The following is a 17,851-nucleotide window of genomic DNA, read 5'->3' on the forward strand; positions in this document are numbered from 1 at the left end:
CATCACCAAAAAGGACGGGATATATGAAAATTAAAACTGGCGCTCGCATCCTCGCGCTGTCTGCTCTGACCACGATGATGTTTTCCGCCTCAGCCCTCGCGAAAATCGAAGAAGGAAAACTGGTTATCTGGATCAACGGCGATAAAGGCTATAACGGTCTCGCCGAGGTAGGTAAGAAATTCGAGAAAGACACTGGCATTAAAGTCACCGTTGAACACCCGGATAAACTGGAAGAAAAATTCCCGCAGGTTGCGGCAACCGGTGACGGCCCGGACATCATCTTCTGGGCGCATGACCGTTTCGGCGGCTACGCACAGTCTGGCCTGCTGGCTGAAATCAGCCCGGACAAAGCCTTCCAGGACAAACTCTATCCGTTCACCTGGGACGCTGTTCGCTATAACGGCAAACTGATCGCGTACCCGATTGCGGTTGAAGCGCTCTCCCTGATCTACAACAAAGACCTCGTACCGAACCCGCCGAAAACCTGGGAAGAAATTCCTGCGCTGGATAAAGAGCTGAAGGCGAAAGGTAAGAGCGCCCTGATGTTCAACCTGCAAGAACCGTACTTCACCTGGCCGCTGATTGCTGCTGACGGTGGTTATGCGTTCAAGTTTGAAAACGGCAAATATGACGTGAAAGATGTCGGCGTAGATAGCGCTGGCGCGAAAGCGGGTCTGACTTTCCTGGTTGACCTGATTAAAAACAAACACATGAACGCGGATACCGATTACTCCATCGCTGAAGCGGCCTTTAACAAAGGCGATACCGCGATGACCATCAACGGCCCGTGGGCATGGTCCAACATCGATAAGAGCAAGGTCAACTATGGCGTAACGCTGCTGCCGACCTTTAAAGGCAAGCCGTCTAAACCGTTCGTCGGTGTGCTGAGTGCCGGTATCAACGCCGCAAGCCCGAACAAAGAGCTGGCGAAAGAGTTCCTCGAAAACTACCTGCTGACCGATCAGGGTCTGGATGAAGTGAACAAGGACAAACCGCTGGGCGCCGTCGCGCTGAAATCCTTCCAGGATGAGCTGGCGAAAGATCCACGCATCGCGGCCACCATGGATAACGCCCAGAAAGGCGAAATCATGCCGAACATCCCGCAGATGTCCGCCTTCTGGTATGCCGTTCGCACCGCAGTCATCAACGCCGCAAGCGGTCGTCAGACTGTCGATGCTGCACTGAAAGACGCGCAGGGCCGTATCACTAAGTAATGCTTTTATCCCCTCTCCCTCAGGGAGAGGGTTAGGGTGAGGGTTGTGTTAAAAGTTCGCCCTCACCCCGGCCCTCTCCCCCAGGAGAGGGAGAAAAGATCAATCGTTGTAGAGGAAGATCCCCATGGATGTCATTAAAAAGAAACATTGGTGGCAAAGTGACGCGCTGAAGTGGTCAGCGATCGGTCTGCTGGGCCTGCTGGTGGGTTACCTTGTAGTTTTAATGTACGCACAAGGGGAGTACCTGTTCGCCATCATGACGCTGATTTTAAGCTCAGCTGGCCTCTATATTTTCGCCAACCGTAAAACCTACGCCTGGCGCTATGTTTATCCGGGCATGGCCGGGATGGGACTGTTCGTTCTGTTCCCCCTGATTTGTACCATCGCCATCGCCTTCACCAACTACAGCAGCACCAACCAGCTCACCTTTGAACGTGCACAGCAGGTGCTGATGGACCGCTCTTATCAGGCGGGTAAGTCTTACAACTTCACGCTTTTCCCGGCAGGTGATGAGTGGCAACTGGCACTGACTGACGGTGAAAGTGGCAAGAATTACCTCTCCGACGCCTTTAAATTTGGCGGCGAGCAAAAAATTACACTGAAAGAGACTGACGCCCTGCCGGAAGGCGAGCGTGCGGCGCTGCGCGTGATCACCCAAAATCGTCAGGCGCTGAACCAGTTAACGGCTGTTCTGCCAGACGAAAGCAAAGTGGTGATGAGTTCGCTGCGTCAGTTCTCCGGTACCCGCGCGCTGTACACGCTGGGTGCCAACGACGAGCTGACCAACAACCAAACCGGCGTGAAGTACCTGCCAAACAACGATGCCGGCTTTTATCAGGCTGTGGATGCGGCGGGGAACCTGACCGGCGAAAAACTGAGCCCAGGCTACACCGTGACCATCGGCTGGGATAACTTCACCCGCGTCTTCACCGACGAAGGGATTCAGAAGCCGTTCTTCGCGATTTTCATCTGGACGATTGTCTTCTCCGTACTGACCGTCATCCTGACCGTTGCCGTCGGCATGGTACTGGCGTGCCTGGTGCAGTGGGAAGCCCTGAAAGGCAAAGCGATTTACCGCGTGCTGCTGATTCTGCCCTACGCCGTGCCTTCCTTTATCTCGATTCTGATTTTCAAGGGCTTGTTCAACCAGAGCTTTGGTGAAATCAACATGATGCTGAGCGCCCTGTTCGGGATCAAACCGGCCTGGTTCAGCGACCCAACCACCGCACGTTCGATGATTATCATCGTTAACACCTGGCTTGGTTACCCCTACATGATGATCCTGTGCATGGGCCTGCTGAAAGCCATTCCGGACGACCTGTATGAAGCCTCGGCAATGGATGGCGCAGGCCCGTTCCAGAACTTCTTCAAGATTACGCTGCCGCTGCTGATTAAGCCGCTGACGCCGCTGATGATCGCAAGCTTCGCCTTTAACTTTAACAACTTCGTTCTGATTCAACTGTTGACTAACGGCGGCCCGGACCGACTCGGCACCACGACGCCTGCCGGTTATACCGACCTGCTGGTGAGCTATACCTACCGTATCGCGTTCGAAGGCGGCGGTGGGCAGGACTTCGGCCTCGCGGCGGCGATTGCTACGCTTATCTTCCTGTTGGTGGGTGCGCTGGCGATTGTGAACCTGAAAGCCACGCGAATGAAGTTTGATTAAGGGAGATAACGACAATGGCTATGGTACAACCGAAATCTCAGAAACTGCGTTTATTCACCACGCACCTGTTACTCCTGATCTTCATCGCGGCAATCATGTTTCCGCTGCTGATGGTTATCGCAATTTCACTGCGCGAAGGTAACTTCGCCACCGGGAGCCTGATCCCGGAAAAAATCTCCTGGGAGCACTGGCGGCTGGCGCTGGGCTTTAGCGTAGAACACGCTGATGGCCGCGTCACCCCGCCACCCTTCCCGGTTCTGCTGTGGTTGTGGAACTCGGTAAAAATTGCGGGCATCACCGCGATTGGCATCGTCACCCTTTCCACAACCTGTGCTTACGCCTTCGCCCGTATGCGTTTCCCGGGTAAAGCGACCCTGCTGAAAGGGATGCTGATTTTCCAGATGTTCCCGGCAGTGCTCTCTCTGGTGGCGTTGTACGCGTTGTTTGACCGTCTCGGCCAGTACATTCCGTTTATCGGTCTGAACACCCACGGCGGCGTAATCTTCGCTTACTTAGGCGGTATTGCACTGCACGTCTGGACGATTAAAGGCTACTTCGAAACCATCGATAGCTCGCTGGAAGAAGCAGCGGCGCTGGATGGCGCAACACCGTGGCAGGCCTTCCGCCTGGTACTGCTGCCGCTCTCCGTACCGATTCTGGCGGTGGTATTTATTCTGTCGTTTATCGCTGCCATCACCGAAGTTCCGGTCGCGTCACTGCTGCTGCGTGATGTGGACAGCTACACCCTGGCGGTTGGTATGCAGCAATATCTTAACCCGCAAAACTACCTGTGGGGTGACTTTGCTGCGGCAGCCGTACTCTCCGCCATACCAATTACCGTCGTGTTCCTGCTGGCGCAGCGCTGGCTTGTCAATGGCCTGACGGCAGGCGGTGTGAAAGGTTAATACCCTCGTTCTACCCTCCCGGAAACGGGAAAAGCCACTGCAATCCTCGATTTAACTTGTGACTGTTGTTTGGCGCTCTTCGGAGCGCCATTTTTTTTGAGCTTATCCCATTAGGCTTATTCGCGTTTCAGACGTTTGGAATTACACAACCAAAGCGTGATCACCAGCAACAGGATCGCCCCGGAGTAGATCAACACGTCGAGCGGCGAGGTGTGATCGACGATGATCAAACGCACAATCGCGGTGATCCCGATATAGATAAAGTAGCGCAACGGAAAGTGAAAACCGGACTGAAAGTACTTCACGATCAGTGCGATAAATTCGAAATAGAGGAAATAAACCACCAGACCTTCCACCAGCTCGTATTTGCTGGTGCGCTCAGGTGCAAAAAGCACATCGGCTAAGTGCAGCGTCTCTTTGCCGAGAAAGATGACCAGTATCATGCCAAGGCAGAGTAGCCCAAGGTTGAGAACAGTCTGTAAGATCGTCGAGATAAACTCGACACGTGGACGGGGGAGTGATGTCATGGTGGCATCTCCTGTGCAGGCTGAGTCTCTTGTATAACGCAAAAATGTGATCTGGATCTACATTTTTTACATGAGCAATGCCGGATGCGGCTCCGTCTTATCCGGCCTACAGAACGCGTCAAAACGTTGCATCGCACCTTCAAATCCCCGTAGGCCGGATAAGGCATTTCCGCCGCCATCCGGCACACAGACCGCACAATTACCGGAAATTCATACTCTTATCACTGGTAATCCCATACAAATCAAACTTGCGCCCCAGCTTCTGGCCGCCATCGCGGGTTAACGGTACCCAGTTCACCGCGGCACGGCTGCGCGTCGCGCCGGAGGAGAAGAGATCCAACGGCACCGAGACATACACGCCTTTGGTGAACTCCCCTTCCCCATACTCATCGCCGGAAACGTTGGTAATGGTGGCGTAGCCCCCGACCACGACGCCGCTGTCGAAGTGTTTAGAGATGTCGAGCGTGCCGCCCTTATCGCCCGCCAGATACTGACCGACGCTGGCTTTCACCAGCACGTCCTGGGCAAACGGCGGCGTCCAGTAGGCGGTGAGATGCCCGGTCTTCACGCTGTAGTCGGTGAATTTCATCATGTCCTGCGCGCTGCGCCAGTCACGCTGTTTCACATAGTTGGCGTCGATACCCACCGCCCAGTTGCTGTCTACCGGGCGATAAAGCGCTTCAACACCTGCGCCCCCGAACATGGTTTCCAGGTAACCACCATAAACCTGGCCGTAGAAATTATTCCCCAGATACTGGAAATAGTTGGCCTGCAGGTTATTCACATAGACGTTATTCTCAACATATTCACGCACGTGGGTACGCACGCGCGGCAGTTTTGAGTCGCTCGGCGGATTGGTGTAGTTAAACTTATCGTAGTTGTTGGCGATGTTGGCAAACAGGCTGCCGCTGGTCAGCAGGTGGTCGGTCACCCACCAGTCCGCCGTGCCCATCACGCCCAACTGATACATGTAGAAACTTTCCGGCCCGCCGACCGACTGACTCAGTACCGGATCGATATGGAAATCGAAGCTCGATTTGTCGATATACCAGCCCTGCTCGGTGGTTTCCGGCACAATCGGCGTGACACGTTTCTGCTCCAGCGGCGTTTCATGGCCGAGCGGTTCACCCTCCAGGTGACGCTGCAGGCTGGCGACGTTAGTTTCCGTGGTCACCTGCGGCATGTTGAGGCGATTTTCGGTGATGCGGATAGTGCGAATGCCCTCCGGCAGATCGTTCATGATAATGCGGTTGGCGCGCTCAATGCCTTCGCGCGAGTCGCGATATTTTACCTGCTCACCGGTGACGTAGAGCGTATCGCCTTTAGTTTGAATCTTTGGATCGGCAAATCCGGCGTTATATTTCAGCAGGGTAAGCTGATTCGCGACCACCGAATGTTGCAGAATCGCGTCCTGCGGCTGCGGACGATATGTCGGTCGCGCGTTGTCGTTATAGGACGGACGCAGGTCGTTGAAGTTGGTGCGCAGAGTGAAGCCGAACATCACCGTATTCCCGCGCTCGTAGCTCAGGTTAACGTCGGCCCAATCCGCAACCCGATAAATAGCGCCGACGTTAAACTTGCTTTTCTGGTCCAGTTTTCCGGCGAAATCCTGCTGATAGTTATTACCTTCATACTCAAGTTTCAAGCGCAGCGGCTGCCAGGGCGTTTGATATTCTACCCCGCCAAAAAACGACGCCGGGCCGCGAAACATCTGGCTGCTGTCCATCGAGCCCGCTTCGCGGTAGCTGTTATCGCGGTGGCAATATTTATCGCTGTAGGAGCAGAACGGGTTGGTCGCGTTGCCGCTGGTGCCGAGATAACCCCAGCCAAGCCCCAGCGAGAAGTCGAATGGCCCCCAGGCTTTGTTGGCAACGATGTACTCCGAGTCAAACAGCCCGGTACCGCCGATATCACGCGCACCAACCGACACCTGCGGCATCCAGTAGCTCTCTTCCCACAGGCGCAGCTTCAGGTCGAAGGCTTTATCTTTATAGGTTTGATCGCCCGAGAACGCGTCAACGCTGCTGTATTGTTTGGTGCGCACGTCGGTATAACGTAGCGTAGTTTCCAGCCAGGGAAAAAGCTGCACAGAAGCAGAGTAGTAGCGATATTGATCGTTATCGCGATAGTTAAGGCTGATTTCCCCTTCCCGCGCCATTCGCGCGGTAGGCGTTTGCAGCAGGCCGACGCCGCCGAAATCAGACTGCGAAGGGCCAACGGGTGCCGGATACGTTTCGGCATGGCATGCGGCGCTAACGCCCAACGCAAGCAGGCTGTAGAGGTATTTTTTCTTCATTAATCAGGTATCCGCTGCGACAGGGAGCGAAGAATAGCGACGTTGAGTTCATCGTATTTCTTCGTCCACAGTGAATCGGCAAAGCCAACAAACACGATGCTGCCGGGCATCGGCTCAATATGACGTCGGTTCCAGTAGGCGATAGGCGCTTTCAGCGTGCGGCCATCGGGGTAAATTACCCACGCGTAGCTGCGCTCGCCGCCGCTCAGGCGATCAACCTCTTTGAGGTAGCTGGCGACATCGCGCCCGGGCGTAAACGCCACTTTGCCGGGGCGATTGATCAAACCGAAAAGCGTAATTGTCGAGGGTTCATTGCCCACCCACAGGCTGTATTTCCCCTGAAGCGGAGGATTTTTCCCTTCGCCTATGCGAACTTCATCCGGGTCCAAAGAGACAAACTGCCGCCCCGTGACGTTGATAGCCTGAAGCTGCTGGCGTAAGGCGTTAATGGCGGCGGCATCGCTTCCACTCGACTCCATCGCCGCGCGGCTTAACGCGGTGAGCAATGCCTGATGTTGTTTTTCAGCAACCGTGGTCGCCTGCTGTTCGGCAATCACCGCGCCGCGCCACCAGCTTCCGGCGAGGCGCGGCTGTGCGACGAGATCCGCCAGATGTTCAGCATTGGTCAACGTGAGCATTTTTGCCTCACCTTCACGATGAACATCTACGGTGCCTGCTGCGAATGCGCCACCCGTCATGGCACAAAAAAGTCCTGCAACTAACGTGATTTTTTTCATTGTTTTGCGGCCTTGATCAGGGTCGTTTTCACCGGGAAATAGCCCGCCCCAAGGTATTGTTCTGATTGTCGAATCTGGCCTTCGTCATCTATCCAAAAGCGGTTGCGCCAGGTCGTTTGTTCGGTGGTCACCGTTTCCTCAAGCACGCGAACCGATGTCTCGCTGCCGGCTAACGTCAGCGTTTCGCGCTCGCCCCATTGGAAGGTGGAATGCGCGGTGGCGTAGCGCACCTGGCGATGTTCAGTCCAGCCCATCGTGCGCGTCCAGCTTGCGCCATCCACCACCTGATTAGGTTTGGCTAGCGGATCGCTGGCGAGGTTATTGACATCCAGCAGGTTATCGCCCGCCAGTTGCGTTTTGACGATACGACCATGCTGCGTGACCAGCGTGGCCTGATCCTGGGTGACCCACTTGTGCTGACCGTTTTCCGAGTAAGCCAGCGCCACAAAAATCTGCGGGCCGTTATTAAGCTGAATGTACTGGCTGGCATAGGGCATATTCTGGATATCGTCCGCGGTGAGTTGCACGCCGGGCGTGCCGAACAGGCTATCCCATAACGATTTTCCCAGCCCTTTTGTGCTGGATGAACACGCCTGAAGCAGCAGGCAAAGAGTGATAATGGCAAGTCGCTTCACGACGTTTCTCCGAGGGGCAAAATAACCACACCGAAGTGTGGTTATGGGTAAACGCACCCGTATTACTGGGTACTGGTTGTTGTGGTGGTCGTGGTTCCGGTATTGGAGCCATCACCGCCACCTGTCGCTGCCAGCGCGACACCCACCGCAGAACTCACGGTGCTGGCGCTGGTCGCGGTAGAACTCCCCGCGGAGACAGACGTCGCCGCAGAGCCCGCCGCATCACCGGTTTCCACCGGTGCCGCTGACGCGGATGCCGCCGCAAACGCAGATATGGCAAAAATGCCATAGAGGATTTTCTTCATAACAATTTCCCTTCATTGAATAAATGGAGGTACATACCCTGGGAATTCCGGGTTGCAGAATGAAAGTCAGCATGTAATACATGCGTGGCTCACGCACATACAACCTGAAAATAAGCGGGTATACCTGAAATATTCAGGCGTCATCGAGTATACACAACTCAATACCGGGAATTAGCGTTAAGGGAAGAGGGGCTCAGATTTTAAGAAAATGAGAAAAAATAAAAAAATAAGTATTATTTATTGGTTATAAATCACGTTAAATCATAAAGTTATGATAAACCTTGTTATTATCAACCTACGTATTTTCCTAAAATAAGACCTTATTTAATTCAGGTCTATTTATGTTTTAGGAATATGCTCATCGGTAATTTTCAGCTGAGATCACGGACAAGGAGATTTATCCGATAAAAAAATGCCGGCTATTACGCCGGCATTTTCAGATTAAGACGACTTATGCACGCCAGGATTTATAACGGTTAATCAGGCCGTTGGTAGAGCTGTCGTGGCTGCTAATTTCGCTACCATCTTTCAGTTCCGGCAGAATACGGTTTGCCAGCTGTTTACCCAGCTCAACGCCCCACTGATCGAAGGTGAAGATGTTCAGGATAGCGCCCTGAGTAAAGATTTTGTGCTCATACAGCGCAATCAACGCGCCCAGGCTGAACGGCGTGATTTCGCGCAGCAGGATGGAGTTGGTCGGGCGGTTGCCTTCGAACACTTTGAACGGCACAACGTGTTCCAGCGTAGCCGGATCTTTACCCTGATCGCGATATTCCTGTTCAACCACTTCGCGAGATTTGCCGAATGCCAGCGCTTCGGTCTGAGCGAAGAAGTTAGACAGCAGTTTCTGATGGTGATCGGAAAGTGGGTTGTGGGTAATCGCCGGTGCGATGAAGTCACAAGGAACCATTTTGGTGCCCTGGTGAATCAGCTGATAGAACGCATGCTGACCGTTGGTACCCGGCTCGCCCCAGATGATTGGGCCAGTTTGATGCGCCACTTTATTGCCGTTGCGGTCAACATACTTACCATTGGACTCCATGTTGCCCTGCTGGAAGTATGCCGCGAAACGGTGCATATACTGGTCATACGGCAGAATCGCTTCAGTTTCCGCGCCGAAGAAGTTGTTGTACCAGATGCCGATCAGCGCCAGCAGAACCGGCAGGTTTTTCTCCGCAGGTGTGGTGGAGAAGTGTTTGTCCATCGCGTGTGCGCCGGAGAGCAGTTCAACAAAGTTGTCGAAGCCCACGGAGAGAATAATAGACAGACCGATAGCTGACCACAGCGAGTAACGTCCACCGACCCAGTCCCAGAATTCGAACATGTTGGCGGTATCAATACCAAATTCACCCACCGCTTTAGCGTTGGTGGAGAGCGCTGCGAAGTGTTTCGCCACGTGTTTTTGATCGCCCGCGGTTTCCAGGAACCAGTCGCGCGCGCTGTGGGCGTTGGTCATGGTTTCTTGCGTGGTGAAGGTTTTGGACGCCACCAGGAACAGCGTGGTTTCCGGGTTAACGGTTTTCAGCACTTCCGCGATGTGAGTACCATCGACGTTAGACACAAAGTGCATATTCAGATGATTTTTGTACGGACGCAGTGCTTCGGTCACCATGAACGGGCCGAGGTCAGAACCACCGATACCGATGTTGACCACATCAGTGATCGCTTTACCGGTATACCCTTTCCAGCTACCGGAGATGATGGCTTCAGAGAAGCCTTTCATTTTATCCAGCACGGCATTCACTTCCGGCATCACGTCTTTGCCGTCAACGATAATCGGGGTATTGCTGCGGTTACGCAGCGCCACGTGCAGCACGGCGCGATCTTCGGTACGGTTAATCTTCTCACCGGAGAACATCGACTTAATCGCGCCGCTCAGATCGGTCTCTTTCGCCAGATCCTGCAGTTTGCTCAGGGTTTCTTCCGTGATGCGGTTTTTAGAGAAATCCACCAGCATCAGATCGTCAAACGTAGCGGAAAACTTGCTGAAACGGTCGCTATCTTTGGCAAACAGCTCGGCAATAGTGACATCTTTCATTTCATCGAAGTGTTTCTGTAGTGCCTGCCACGCAGCGGTCTGCGTTGGGTTGATATTTTTCATTAGCAATACCCTTCTGATTTGAGAATCGTTACTGCCCTCGATTGTAGCGCCTGTTACAAAAATTTGTGATCGTTTTAGTGTTACAGGCAACAAACAAGGCATGAAGACGCAAAAAGTATAGCTGTCATAAGCGATTTTTCTGACACCCCTTTTTGCATGAAAAATCCGCATAACCCCATCGTTGACAGGGGTGGCTTAAGCCTTTATTTATAAAGGCACTACCTGCGCATGGCGCAGGCCAGAAGAGGCGCGTTGCCCAGGTAATCGTATTTCAGGAGCCAGTCCGCGAAAGATACGTGAGGGGGAGCAACGCCGAGGTGGCTGAACGCCTGGTCACGTTCGCTATCGGCTACAGGGGCTGAATCCCCTGGGTTGTCACCAGAAACGTTGGCAGTCCGGCGTTTCGCAAGGTGGAGCACTTCTGGGGAAATCGTAGTTTCTGCGTCCCCCTGTATACCGCTCTTCCCTTGTGCCAAGGCTGAAAAAAGGAACCCCTGACACGAGGCAGTACACAATGACAGATTTTGTCGTCGCCAAATTTGGCGGCACCAGCGTAGCCGATTTTGATGCCATGAACCGCAGCGCGGACGTGGTTCTCTCTGACCCTAATGTTCGTTTAGTGGTGCTCTCCGCCTCCGCAGGCGTGACCAACCTGCTGGTTGCGCTGGCCGAAGGGCTGGAAGCCACCGAACGCTTCGCCAAACTGGATGCTATTCGCAAAATACAGTTCTCGATTCTGGAGCGCCTGGCGAACCCAAACGTCATTCGTGAAGAAGTGGAACGCCTGCTGGAAAATATCACCACGCTTGCGGAAGCGGCTTCTCTGGCCACCTCAACCGCGCTGACTGATGAACTGGTCAGCCACGGCGAGCTGATGTCGACCTTGCTGTTCGTTGAAGTGCTGCGCCAGCGCGATGTGCAGGCGCAGTGGTTTGACGTGCGTAAAGTGATGCGCACGAGCGACCGCTTTGGCCGTGCCGAACCGGACGTTGCGGCGCTGGCCGAGCTGGCAACCCAGCAACTGGCCCCGCGTCTTGCTGAAGGTATGGTCATCACGCAGGGCTTTATCGGCAGCGAAGCCAAAGGCCGCACCACCACACTGGGGCGTGGCGGCAGCGACTACACTGCGGCACTGCTGGGTGAAGCGCTGCACGCAACCCGTGTCGATATCTGGACGGATGTGCCGGGCATCTATACCACCGACCCGCGCGTTGTCCCGACGGCAAAACGCATTGATGAAATCGCTTTTGAAGAAGCCGCCGAAATGGCGACCTTCGGCGCGAAAGTGTTACACCCTGCCACGCTGCTGCCTGCCGTGCGCAGCGATATCCCGGTGTTTGTTGGCTCAAGCAAAGATCCGAAAGCGGGCGGCACGCTGGTGTGCAATAAAACCCAAAACCCGCCGCTGTTCCGCGCATTGGCTCTGCGTCGTAAACAAACGCTGGTGACCCTGCATAGCCTCAATATGCTGCACTCGCGCGGTTTCCTGGCGGAAGTTTTCGGCATTCTGGCGCGTCATAATATTTCGGTGGATTTGATCACCACCTCGGAAGTGAGCGTGGCGTTAACGCTGGATACCACTGGTTCAACCTCCACCGGCGATACCTTACTGACGCAGTCGCTGCTGATGGAGCTTTCCGAACTGTGCCGCGTCGAAGTGGAAGAGAATCTCGCGCTGGTCGCGCTGATTGGTAACGACCTCTCTAAAGCCTGCGGCGTAGGTAAAGAGGTGTTCGGCGTGATGGAACCGTTCAATATCCGCATGATTTGCTACGGTGCTTCCAGCCATAACCTGTGCTTCCTGGTACCCGGTAGCGAAGCCGAACAGGTTGTGCAGAAACTGCATCATAATTTGTTTGAATAATATCCTTCCACGCGATAAACAATACCTCTGGCCGGGCTCGATCCCGGCCATTTTTATAAAAAACGCAAACACAACACTATCGCAAGGAATACACCATGCTCGCTGTTCTGACCCGGCTGTTCCCGTTATGGGCGCTGCTGCTCTCCGTTATCGCTTATTACACGCCTCCCACCTTTACCGCCATCGGCCCGTGGGTTCCCACTTTGCTAATGCTGATTATGTTCGGCATGGGTGTACATCTCAAAGTGGACGACTTTAAACGCGTACTTTCACGCCCGGCACCGGTTGCGGCGGGGATTTTCCTGCACTATCTGGTGATGCCTCTCGCCGCGTGGCTGCTGGCGCTGCTGTTTAAGATGCCGCCGGAACTCTCTGCTGGCATGGTGCTGGTTGGCAGCGTGGCGAGCGGTACTGCATCCAACGTGATGATTTACCTGGCGAAAGGCGACGTCGCGCTATCAGTCACCATTTCCTCTGTTTCTACGCTGGTTGGGGTGATTGCCACGCCATTACTCACCCGTCTGTACGTCGATGCGCATATTCAGGTCGACGTGATGGGCATGCTGCTGAGCATTCTGCAAATTGTGGTGATCCCTATTGGCCTGGGGCTGATTGTGCATCATCTCTTCCCACGGGTGGTGAAAGCCGTAGAGCCTTTTCTTCCTGCGTTTTCAATGGTGTGTATTCTGGCAATTATCAGCGCCGTGGTGGCCGGTTCAGCTTCGCACATTGCATCGGTCGGTTTTGTGGTGATTATCGCCGTTATTCTGCATAACACGATTGGCCTGCTCGGCGGCTACTGGGGTGGGAAACTGTTTGGCTTTGATGAGTCCACCTGTCGCACGCTGGCCATTGAAGTGGGGATGCAAAACTCCGGCCTCGCGGCTGCTCTGGGTAAAATCTACTTCGGCCCGCTCGCGGCGCTGCCCGGCGCCCTGTTCTCCGTGTGGCACAATCTTTCCGGCTCGCTGCTGGCGGGTTACTGGTCCGGGAAGCCGCTTGATGAGAAGGCTCGGGATGCGGTGAAAGAGGGATGATTACATGCCGGGCAATATAATATTGCCCGGCAAGCAACGCTATCCGCCCGATGGGTATTCCCGTACACTGGAGCCTCTGGCCAACTGAGGGCACCACCATGGCACTCCCCCGCATTACCCAAAAAGAGATGACCGAACGCGAGCAGCGTGAACTGAAAACGCTGCTTGACCGTGCGCGTATCGCACATGGCCGCGTGTTGACCAATGCTGAAACGAACAGCGTCAAAAAGGAATATATCGATAAGCTGATGGTTGAGCGCGAAGCTGAAGCGAAGAAAGCCCGCCAGTTGAAGAAAAAGCAGGCTTATAAACCGGATGCGGAAGCATCATTTTCCTGGTCGGCGAATACGCCAACGCGCGGCAGGCGCTGATTAACGCCCCTTTTTTTTACGCCCCGGCGAGGTAAAACGCTTACCGTTGGACGCCGGGCGGCTCGCTTTTTCAGCCGTTTTTTCTATCTTCACCACCGGACGTTTGATACCCGCCGTTTTCGGTTTGGCCTTTGCTTTTGGCTTCGCTTCTGAGGAAGAGTTTTCAATCAGCTTAAACAGATCAATCAATTCATCATCGGTTAAATCACGCCATTCACCGAGTGGGATACCGCTCAGGCTGACGTTCATAATGCGCGTACGTTCCAGCTTCTTCACTTCGTAGCCAAAGTGCTCACACATGCGACGAATCTGACGATTCAACCCCTGTACCAGCGTGATGCGAAACACAAACGGTGCTTCTTTTTTTACTTTGCACTTCTTCGTCACCGTGCCAAGAATCGGTACGCCTGCCGCCATACCGTTCACGAACTCATCCGTCACCGGTTTATCCACCGTGACCAGATACTCTTTTTCGTGATCGTTCCCGGCACGCAGGATCTTATTGACCAGATCGCCGTGGTTGGTGAGGAAAATCAGCCCCTGAGAATCTTTATCCAGGCGGCCAATCGGGAAGACGCGCTTGCTGTGGTTGACGAAATCGACGATGTTATCGCGCTCGCTATCTTCTGTCGTGCTGACAATGCCCACAGGTTTATTCAGCGCGATCAGCACCAGATCTTCTGCCTCGCGTGGCTCAATCAACTGACCGTTTACTTTTACAACGTCGCCAGGCTTCACCTGATCGCCAATGGTGGCGCGTTTACCGTTCAGGAAAACGTTACCTTGTTCGATATAGCGATCGGCTTCGCGTCGAGAGCAAATTCCGCTTTCGCTGATGTATTTATTTAAACGGATGGATGAGTCGGGCAGCATAGGTTCTCCTCTAAAACGCGGAATATACCTTACCTCTTAGCGAGGAAAAACAGGGTTATGCAGCAACGTCGAAATTAAATGTGATCTACCACACCTTTTATCACAAAAGTGTCGCCACAAACCCGCTGCAATTTTGCATGGTCAAAATCAAGATAATCAATCTATTACGAATACCTGCACACCTGTGCTGATGACCGCGACGAACAGAAACAAATGTGCAAGAGAAAGCGCCATTTCAGCCCGAGTAAAGAGTGAAAAATCGCTTTTAAAGGCCAGCGTGATGGGGTTATATCAGATCAAGCGGTTAAAAAGCATATTTGCACAAATGTGCAAAATCAGGAGGCGGCGATGGAAAACAGTGACGATATCCGTTTGATTGTGAAGATTGCCCAACTCTATTACGAGCAGGATATGACTCAGGCGCAAATCGCCCGCGAGCTGGGAATTTATCGCAACAACTGAAGCGGCAAGATTTGCGCGAGAGGGGTGAGCGGCAGGAGCGCCTTAACTGGCGCTCAGACTGATGACATACGCAACATCGCCTGATGCGCTACGCTTATCAGGCCTACGAGTTCCTTCACTATATTGAATTTGCACGCGTTTGTAGGCCGGATAAGGCGTTCACGCCGCATCCGGCATGAATAAAGCGCACGTTGAAAATCGCGAAATGGCTCCAGCAGCGCTTCGATTAACACTGCTGACAGATTACCCTGCAACTTGCACGCTTCTTCCTGAACTCCGTGAACCCCGTCTGCGAGTCTTATCACCTGCCGTGATAGCATAGTTATCAATCCCCTTAATTCCCTGATTGTCTGGAGAAAAAATGGAACTGCTGCTGTTAAGTAACTCGACGCTGCCGGGTAAAGCCTGGCTGGAACATGCGCTACCGCTGATTCGTGGCGCGCTGAACGGTCGCCGTTCGGCGGTCTTTATTCCCTTCGCGGGCGTGACGCAAACATGGGACGCCTACACGGCAAAAACGGCGGCGGTGTTTGAGCCGATGGGCGTGTCGGTCGTCGGTATTCATCGTGCTGCTGATCCGATTTCGGCCATTGAAAATGCGGACCTGGTGATTGTCGGCGGCGGGAATACCTTCCAGTTACTGAAAGAGAGCCGCGAACGCGGGCTGCTGGCACCGATTGTTGATGTGGTGAAGCGCGGCGCGCTCTACATCGGCTGGAGCGCAGGCTCGAACCTGGCCTGCCCAACGATTCGTACCACCAATGATATGCCGATTGTCGATCCGCAAGGATTTGATGCGCTGGGGCTGTTCCCGCTGCAAATTAACCCGCACTTCACCAATGCACTGCCGGAAGGGCACCAGGGTGAAACGCGCGAACAGCGCATCCGCGAACTGCTGGTTGCCGCGCCGGAACTGACGGTGATTGGTTTGCCGGAGGGTAACTGGATTCAGGTAAGCGGTGAAGTGGCGACGCTTGGCGGGCCAAATACCAACTATCTGTTTAAAGCCGGGGAAGAGGCGGTGCCGCTGGAAGCAGGACACCACCTGTAAAGACCTTTGCCGGATGCGCTGCCCGTATCCGGCATCAAAACGCACTAATAATCATCCCGCTCGTCGTCTTCGTCCGGCTGCTCCAGCACGCTGTAAGCCACTGAACAAAATAGCGAGTTGAGACGCTGCATATCGCCCAGAAGCCCAAGGTGCAGCGAGCTGGTTTCAATACTCTGTACGTTCTGCTGGTGCAGACGATCGACGTGCGCGTGCGAGTAACGGCGATTCAGTATGCGGAAACGGTGCTTACTGCGACGCAGGCGGCGGGCGCTGGTGATGTCACCGGAGAAGAACACCGACATAGCCAGTTGCAGATTGCTCAGCAGTTGGTCGTAAAGCGCATCCAGCTCTTTCAGCCCTTCCACCGAGAACGCGCGGCGGGCTGCCAGTGATTTATCGGCAATCTCACTGCCCATACGTTCCACGATATCTGATGCCTGCTCCAGGTTGAGTGACATCTCGATGATTTCCGCCCAGCGTCGGGATTCCTCTTCCGCCAGTTCATCCTTCGGCATGCGTGCCAGATAGAGCTTGATGGCGGTATAAAGCACGTTGATGTCGTCGGCCAGCTTGCGCAGCTCTTTCTCTTCACGCGGCTCGCCGTGCATCACCTTTTTCAGCCCTTCCAGCATTAATTCCATCGCATCACCGATACGCAGCGCTTCACGCGCGGCATTGGCCAACGCCAGCGTTGGCGTGTCGAGTGCAGTGGTATCGAGATGCTTTGGCTTCAGGCGTGCATCCAGTTCAGGTTCATCGCGGATCATCCGTTTGCAGAAACGCGCCATCGGCTCGGCGAAGGGGATCATCACCACGCAGCGAATCAGGTTGTAGAAGACGTGGAAATAGATAACCAGTTCCGATTCCGGCAGCGGCAGTTTGTGCAGCGTATCCGCCAGAACGCGGACGAATGGCAGGATTATCAAACTGCCCACCAGCTTGAACAGTAAACTGCCCAGCGCCACGCGGCGAGCGGCAGCGTTGGCGGCACTGTTATTAAGCATCGCCAGCAATCCGGAACCAAGGTTAGCGCCAATCACCAGGCACAGCGCCACCGGGAAGGAAATAATCCCCGCCGTAGTCAGCGTGGCAGTCAGCAGCACGGCGGCCAGGCTCGAATAACTGATGATGGCGAACATCGCACCAATCAAAGCATCCAGCATGATGTCGCCGGTGAGCGAGGCAAAAATCACCTGTACGCCGTTGGCCTGGGTGATCGGCGTGACGGCCTGGACGATGAGTTCCAGCGCCAGCAAAATCAGGCCGAGGCCAATCCCGACACGCCCCAGTTGCCCGGCACGAGACTGTTTGCGGCCAAGGAAAAAAATGACGCCAATAAAAATCAGCAGCGGCGATAACCAGGATAGATCGAAGGTGAGGATACGCGCCATCAGCGCGGTCCCCACGTCGGCCCCCAACACAATCACCAGAGCGGGCGTCAGGGCGACCAGGTCCTGGGCGACGAAAGAGGTCACCAGCATGGTCGTGGCGTTACTGCTCTGTACCAGCGCAGTAACGCCAATGCCCGCGCAGAAGGCGAGCGGTTTCTTTTCAACACTGCGGCTGAGGACGGTACGCAGGCGCGCGCCGAAGACGCGCATCACGCCCGTGCGGACAATGTGGGTGCCCCAAACCAGCAGGGCGACAGCGGAAAGCAGGTGTAACAGCGTTAACACAGAATGGGGTTCTCCTTATCGTTATTGTTTTCCTGAGGCTATCTGCGCGGTTCTGCCGGATGGCGCTGCGCTTATCCGGCCTACAGGCAAGCCGTGAATCCGGCTGCGAACCGTGTAGGCCCGGCAAG

The 17,851-nt window shown here is 54.5% G+C and carries 15 protein-coding genes, 1 pseudogene and 1 riboswitch; of the genes and pseudogenes, 8 read left to right on the forward strand and 8 right to left on the reverse strand.

The genetic code is table 11. From position 1 onward, the window contains the following. Positions 1–23: 23 nt before the first annotated feature. From malE to malG, 3 genes are all read left to right on the forward strand, one after another. Positions 24–1,214, forward strand: coding sequence for a maltose/maltodextrin ABC transporter substrate-binding protein MalE (gene malE, locus ACOXYR_RS20170; protein ID WP_108476001.1), 1,191 nt, complete (start codon positions 24–26; stop codon positions 1,212–1,214). 124 nt (positions 1,215–1,338) lie between these two features. Next, entirely contained in the window at positions 1,339–2,883 is a 1,545-nt protein-coding gene (malF, locus tag ACOXYR_RS20175; RefSeq protein ID WP_113859020.1) for a maltose ABC transporter permease MalF, read from the forward strand. Positions 2,884–2,897: 14 nt separating this feature from the next. Next, positions 2,898–3,788 (forward strand): maltose ABC transporter permease MalG, encoded by an 891-nt coding sequence (gene malG / locus ACOXYR_RS20180; RefSeq protein WP_108475999.1) that lies wholly within the window; start codon positions 2,898–2,900, stop codon positions 3,786–3,788. A 116-nt stretch (positions 3,789–3,904) separates the two neighbouring features. On the opposite strand, the gene psiE is transcribed toward malG, so the two are convergent. From psiE to pgi, 6 genes are all read right to left on the reverse strand, one after another. Beyond that, positions 3,905–4,315, reverse strand: a complete 411-nt coding sequence (gene psiE / locus ACOXYR_RS20185) for a phosphate-starvation-inducible protein PsiE (RefSeq protein ID WP_015966341.1) — start codon at positions 4,313–4,315, stop codon at positions 3,905–3,907. Positions 4,316–4,514: 199 nt separating this feature from the next. Then, positions 4,515–6,611 (reverse strand): YjbH domain-containing protein, encoded by a 2,097-nt coding sequence (locus ACOXYR_RS20190; protein WP_421356474.1) that lies wholly within the window; start codon positions 6,609–6,611, stop codon positions 4,515–4,517. Then, the gene (locus tag ACOXYR_RS20195; protein WP_421356473.1) at positions 6,611–7,348 is read right to left on the reverse strand and encodes a capsule biosynthesis GfcC family protein; all 738 of its coding nucleotides are present in this window, start codon (positions 7,346–7,348) and stop codon (positions 6,611–6,613) included. Before ACOXYR_RS20195 ends, ACOXYR_RS20190 begins: the two co-directional genes overlap by 1 nt. After that, positions 7,345–7,983, reverse strand: coding sequence for a YjbF family lipoprotein (locus tag ACOXYR_RS20200; RefSeq protein ID WP_195826303.1), 639 nt, complete (start codon positions 7,981–7,983; stop codon positions 7,345–7,347). The genes ACOXYR_RS20195 and ACOXYR_RS20200 overlap by 4 nt, the downstream gene beginning before the upstream one ends. A 62-nt stretch (positions 7,984–8,045) precedes the next feature. Next, positions 8,046–8,288, reverse strand: a complete 243-nt coding sequence (gene yjbE / locus ACOXYR_RS20205; RefSeq protein WP_015966345.1) for an exopolysaccharide production protein YjbE — start codon at positions 8,286–8,288, stop codon at positions 8,046–8,048. 451 nt (positions 8,289–8,739) lie between these two features. Next, positions 8,740–10,389: a glucose-6-phosphate isomerase gene (gene pgi, locus ACOXYR_RS20210; RefSeq protein ID WP_015966346.1), complete on the reverse strand. Its 1,650-nt coding sequence runs from the start codon at positions 10,387–10,389 to the stop codon at positions 8,740–8,742. 234 nt (positions 10,390–10,623) lie between these two features. Further along, positions 10,624–10,818, forward strand: a riboswitch (Lysine riboswitch). Between the two features lie 85 nt (positions 10,819–10,903). Here pgi and lysC point away from each other — a divergent pair. The 3 genes from lysC (at position 10,904) to ACOXYR_RS20225 (ending at position 13,661) form a co-directional block, all read left to right on the forward strand. Further along, complete coding sequence (lysC, locus tag ACOXYR_RS20215; protein WP_421356472.1) at positions 10,904–12,253, forward strand: lysine-sensitive aspartokinase 3; 1,350 nt, start codon at positions 10,904–10,906, stop codon at positions 12,251–12,253. A gap of 95 nt (positions 12,254–12,348) precedes the next feature. After that, positions 12,349–13,290, forward strand: coding sequence for a ketopantoate/pantoate/pantothenate transporter PanS (gene panS / locus ACOXYR_RS20220; protein ID WP_108475993.1), 942 nt, complete (start codon positions 12,349–12,351; stop codon positions 13,288–13,290). A gap of 98 nt (positions 13,291–13,388) precedes the next feature. Then, complete coding sequence (locus ACOXYR_RS20225) at positions 13,389–13,661, forward strand: YjbD family protein (RefSeq protein ID WP_108475990.1); 273 nt, start codon at positions 13,389–13,391, stop codon at positions 13,659–13,661. Here the strand turns inward: ACOXYR_RS20225 and rluF are convergent, their stop codons facing one another. Continuing rightward, positions 13,662–14,534 (reverse strand): 23S rRNA pseudouridine(2604) synthase RluF, encoded by an 873-nt coding sequence (rluF, locus tag ACOXYR_RS20230; RefSeq protein ID WP_421356471.1) that lies wholly within the window; start codon positions 14,532–14,534, stop codon positions 13,662–13,664. Between the two features lie 348 nt (positions 14,535–14,882). Here rluF and ACOXYR_RS20235 point away from each other — a divergent pair. Both ACOXYR_RS20235 and pepE read left to right on the forward strand, forming a co-directional pair. Beyond that, positions 14,883–14,987: pseudogene (locus ACOXYR_RS20235) on the forward strand (sugar-binding transcriptional regulator); the annotation flags it as partial. 370 nt (positions 14,988–15,357) lie between these two features. After that, positions 15,358–16,047, forward strand: coding sequence for a dipeptidase PepE (pepE, locus tag ACOXYR_RS20240; protein ID WP_350436854.1), 690 nt, complete (start codon positions 15,358–15,360; stop codon positions 16,045–16,047). Between the two features lie 44 nt (positions 16,048–16,091). Here the strand turns inward: pepE and ACOXYR_RS20245 are convergent, their stop codons facing one another. After that, positions 16,092–17,723, reverse strand: coding sequence for a Na/Pi cotransporter family protein (locus ACOXYR_RS20245; RefSeq protein WP_108475980.1), 1,632 nt, complete (start codon positions 17,721–17,723; stop codon positions 16,092–16,094). Positions 17,724–17,851 lie beyond the last annotated feature (128 nt).

This window comes from Pseudocitrobacter faecalis (genome assembly GCF_965231525.1).
Taxonomy (GTDB): Bacteria; Pseudomonadota; Gammaproteobacteria; order Enterobacterales; family Enterobacteriaceae; genus Pseudocitrobacter; species Pseudocitrobacter faecalis.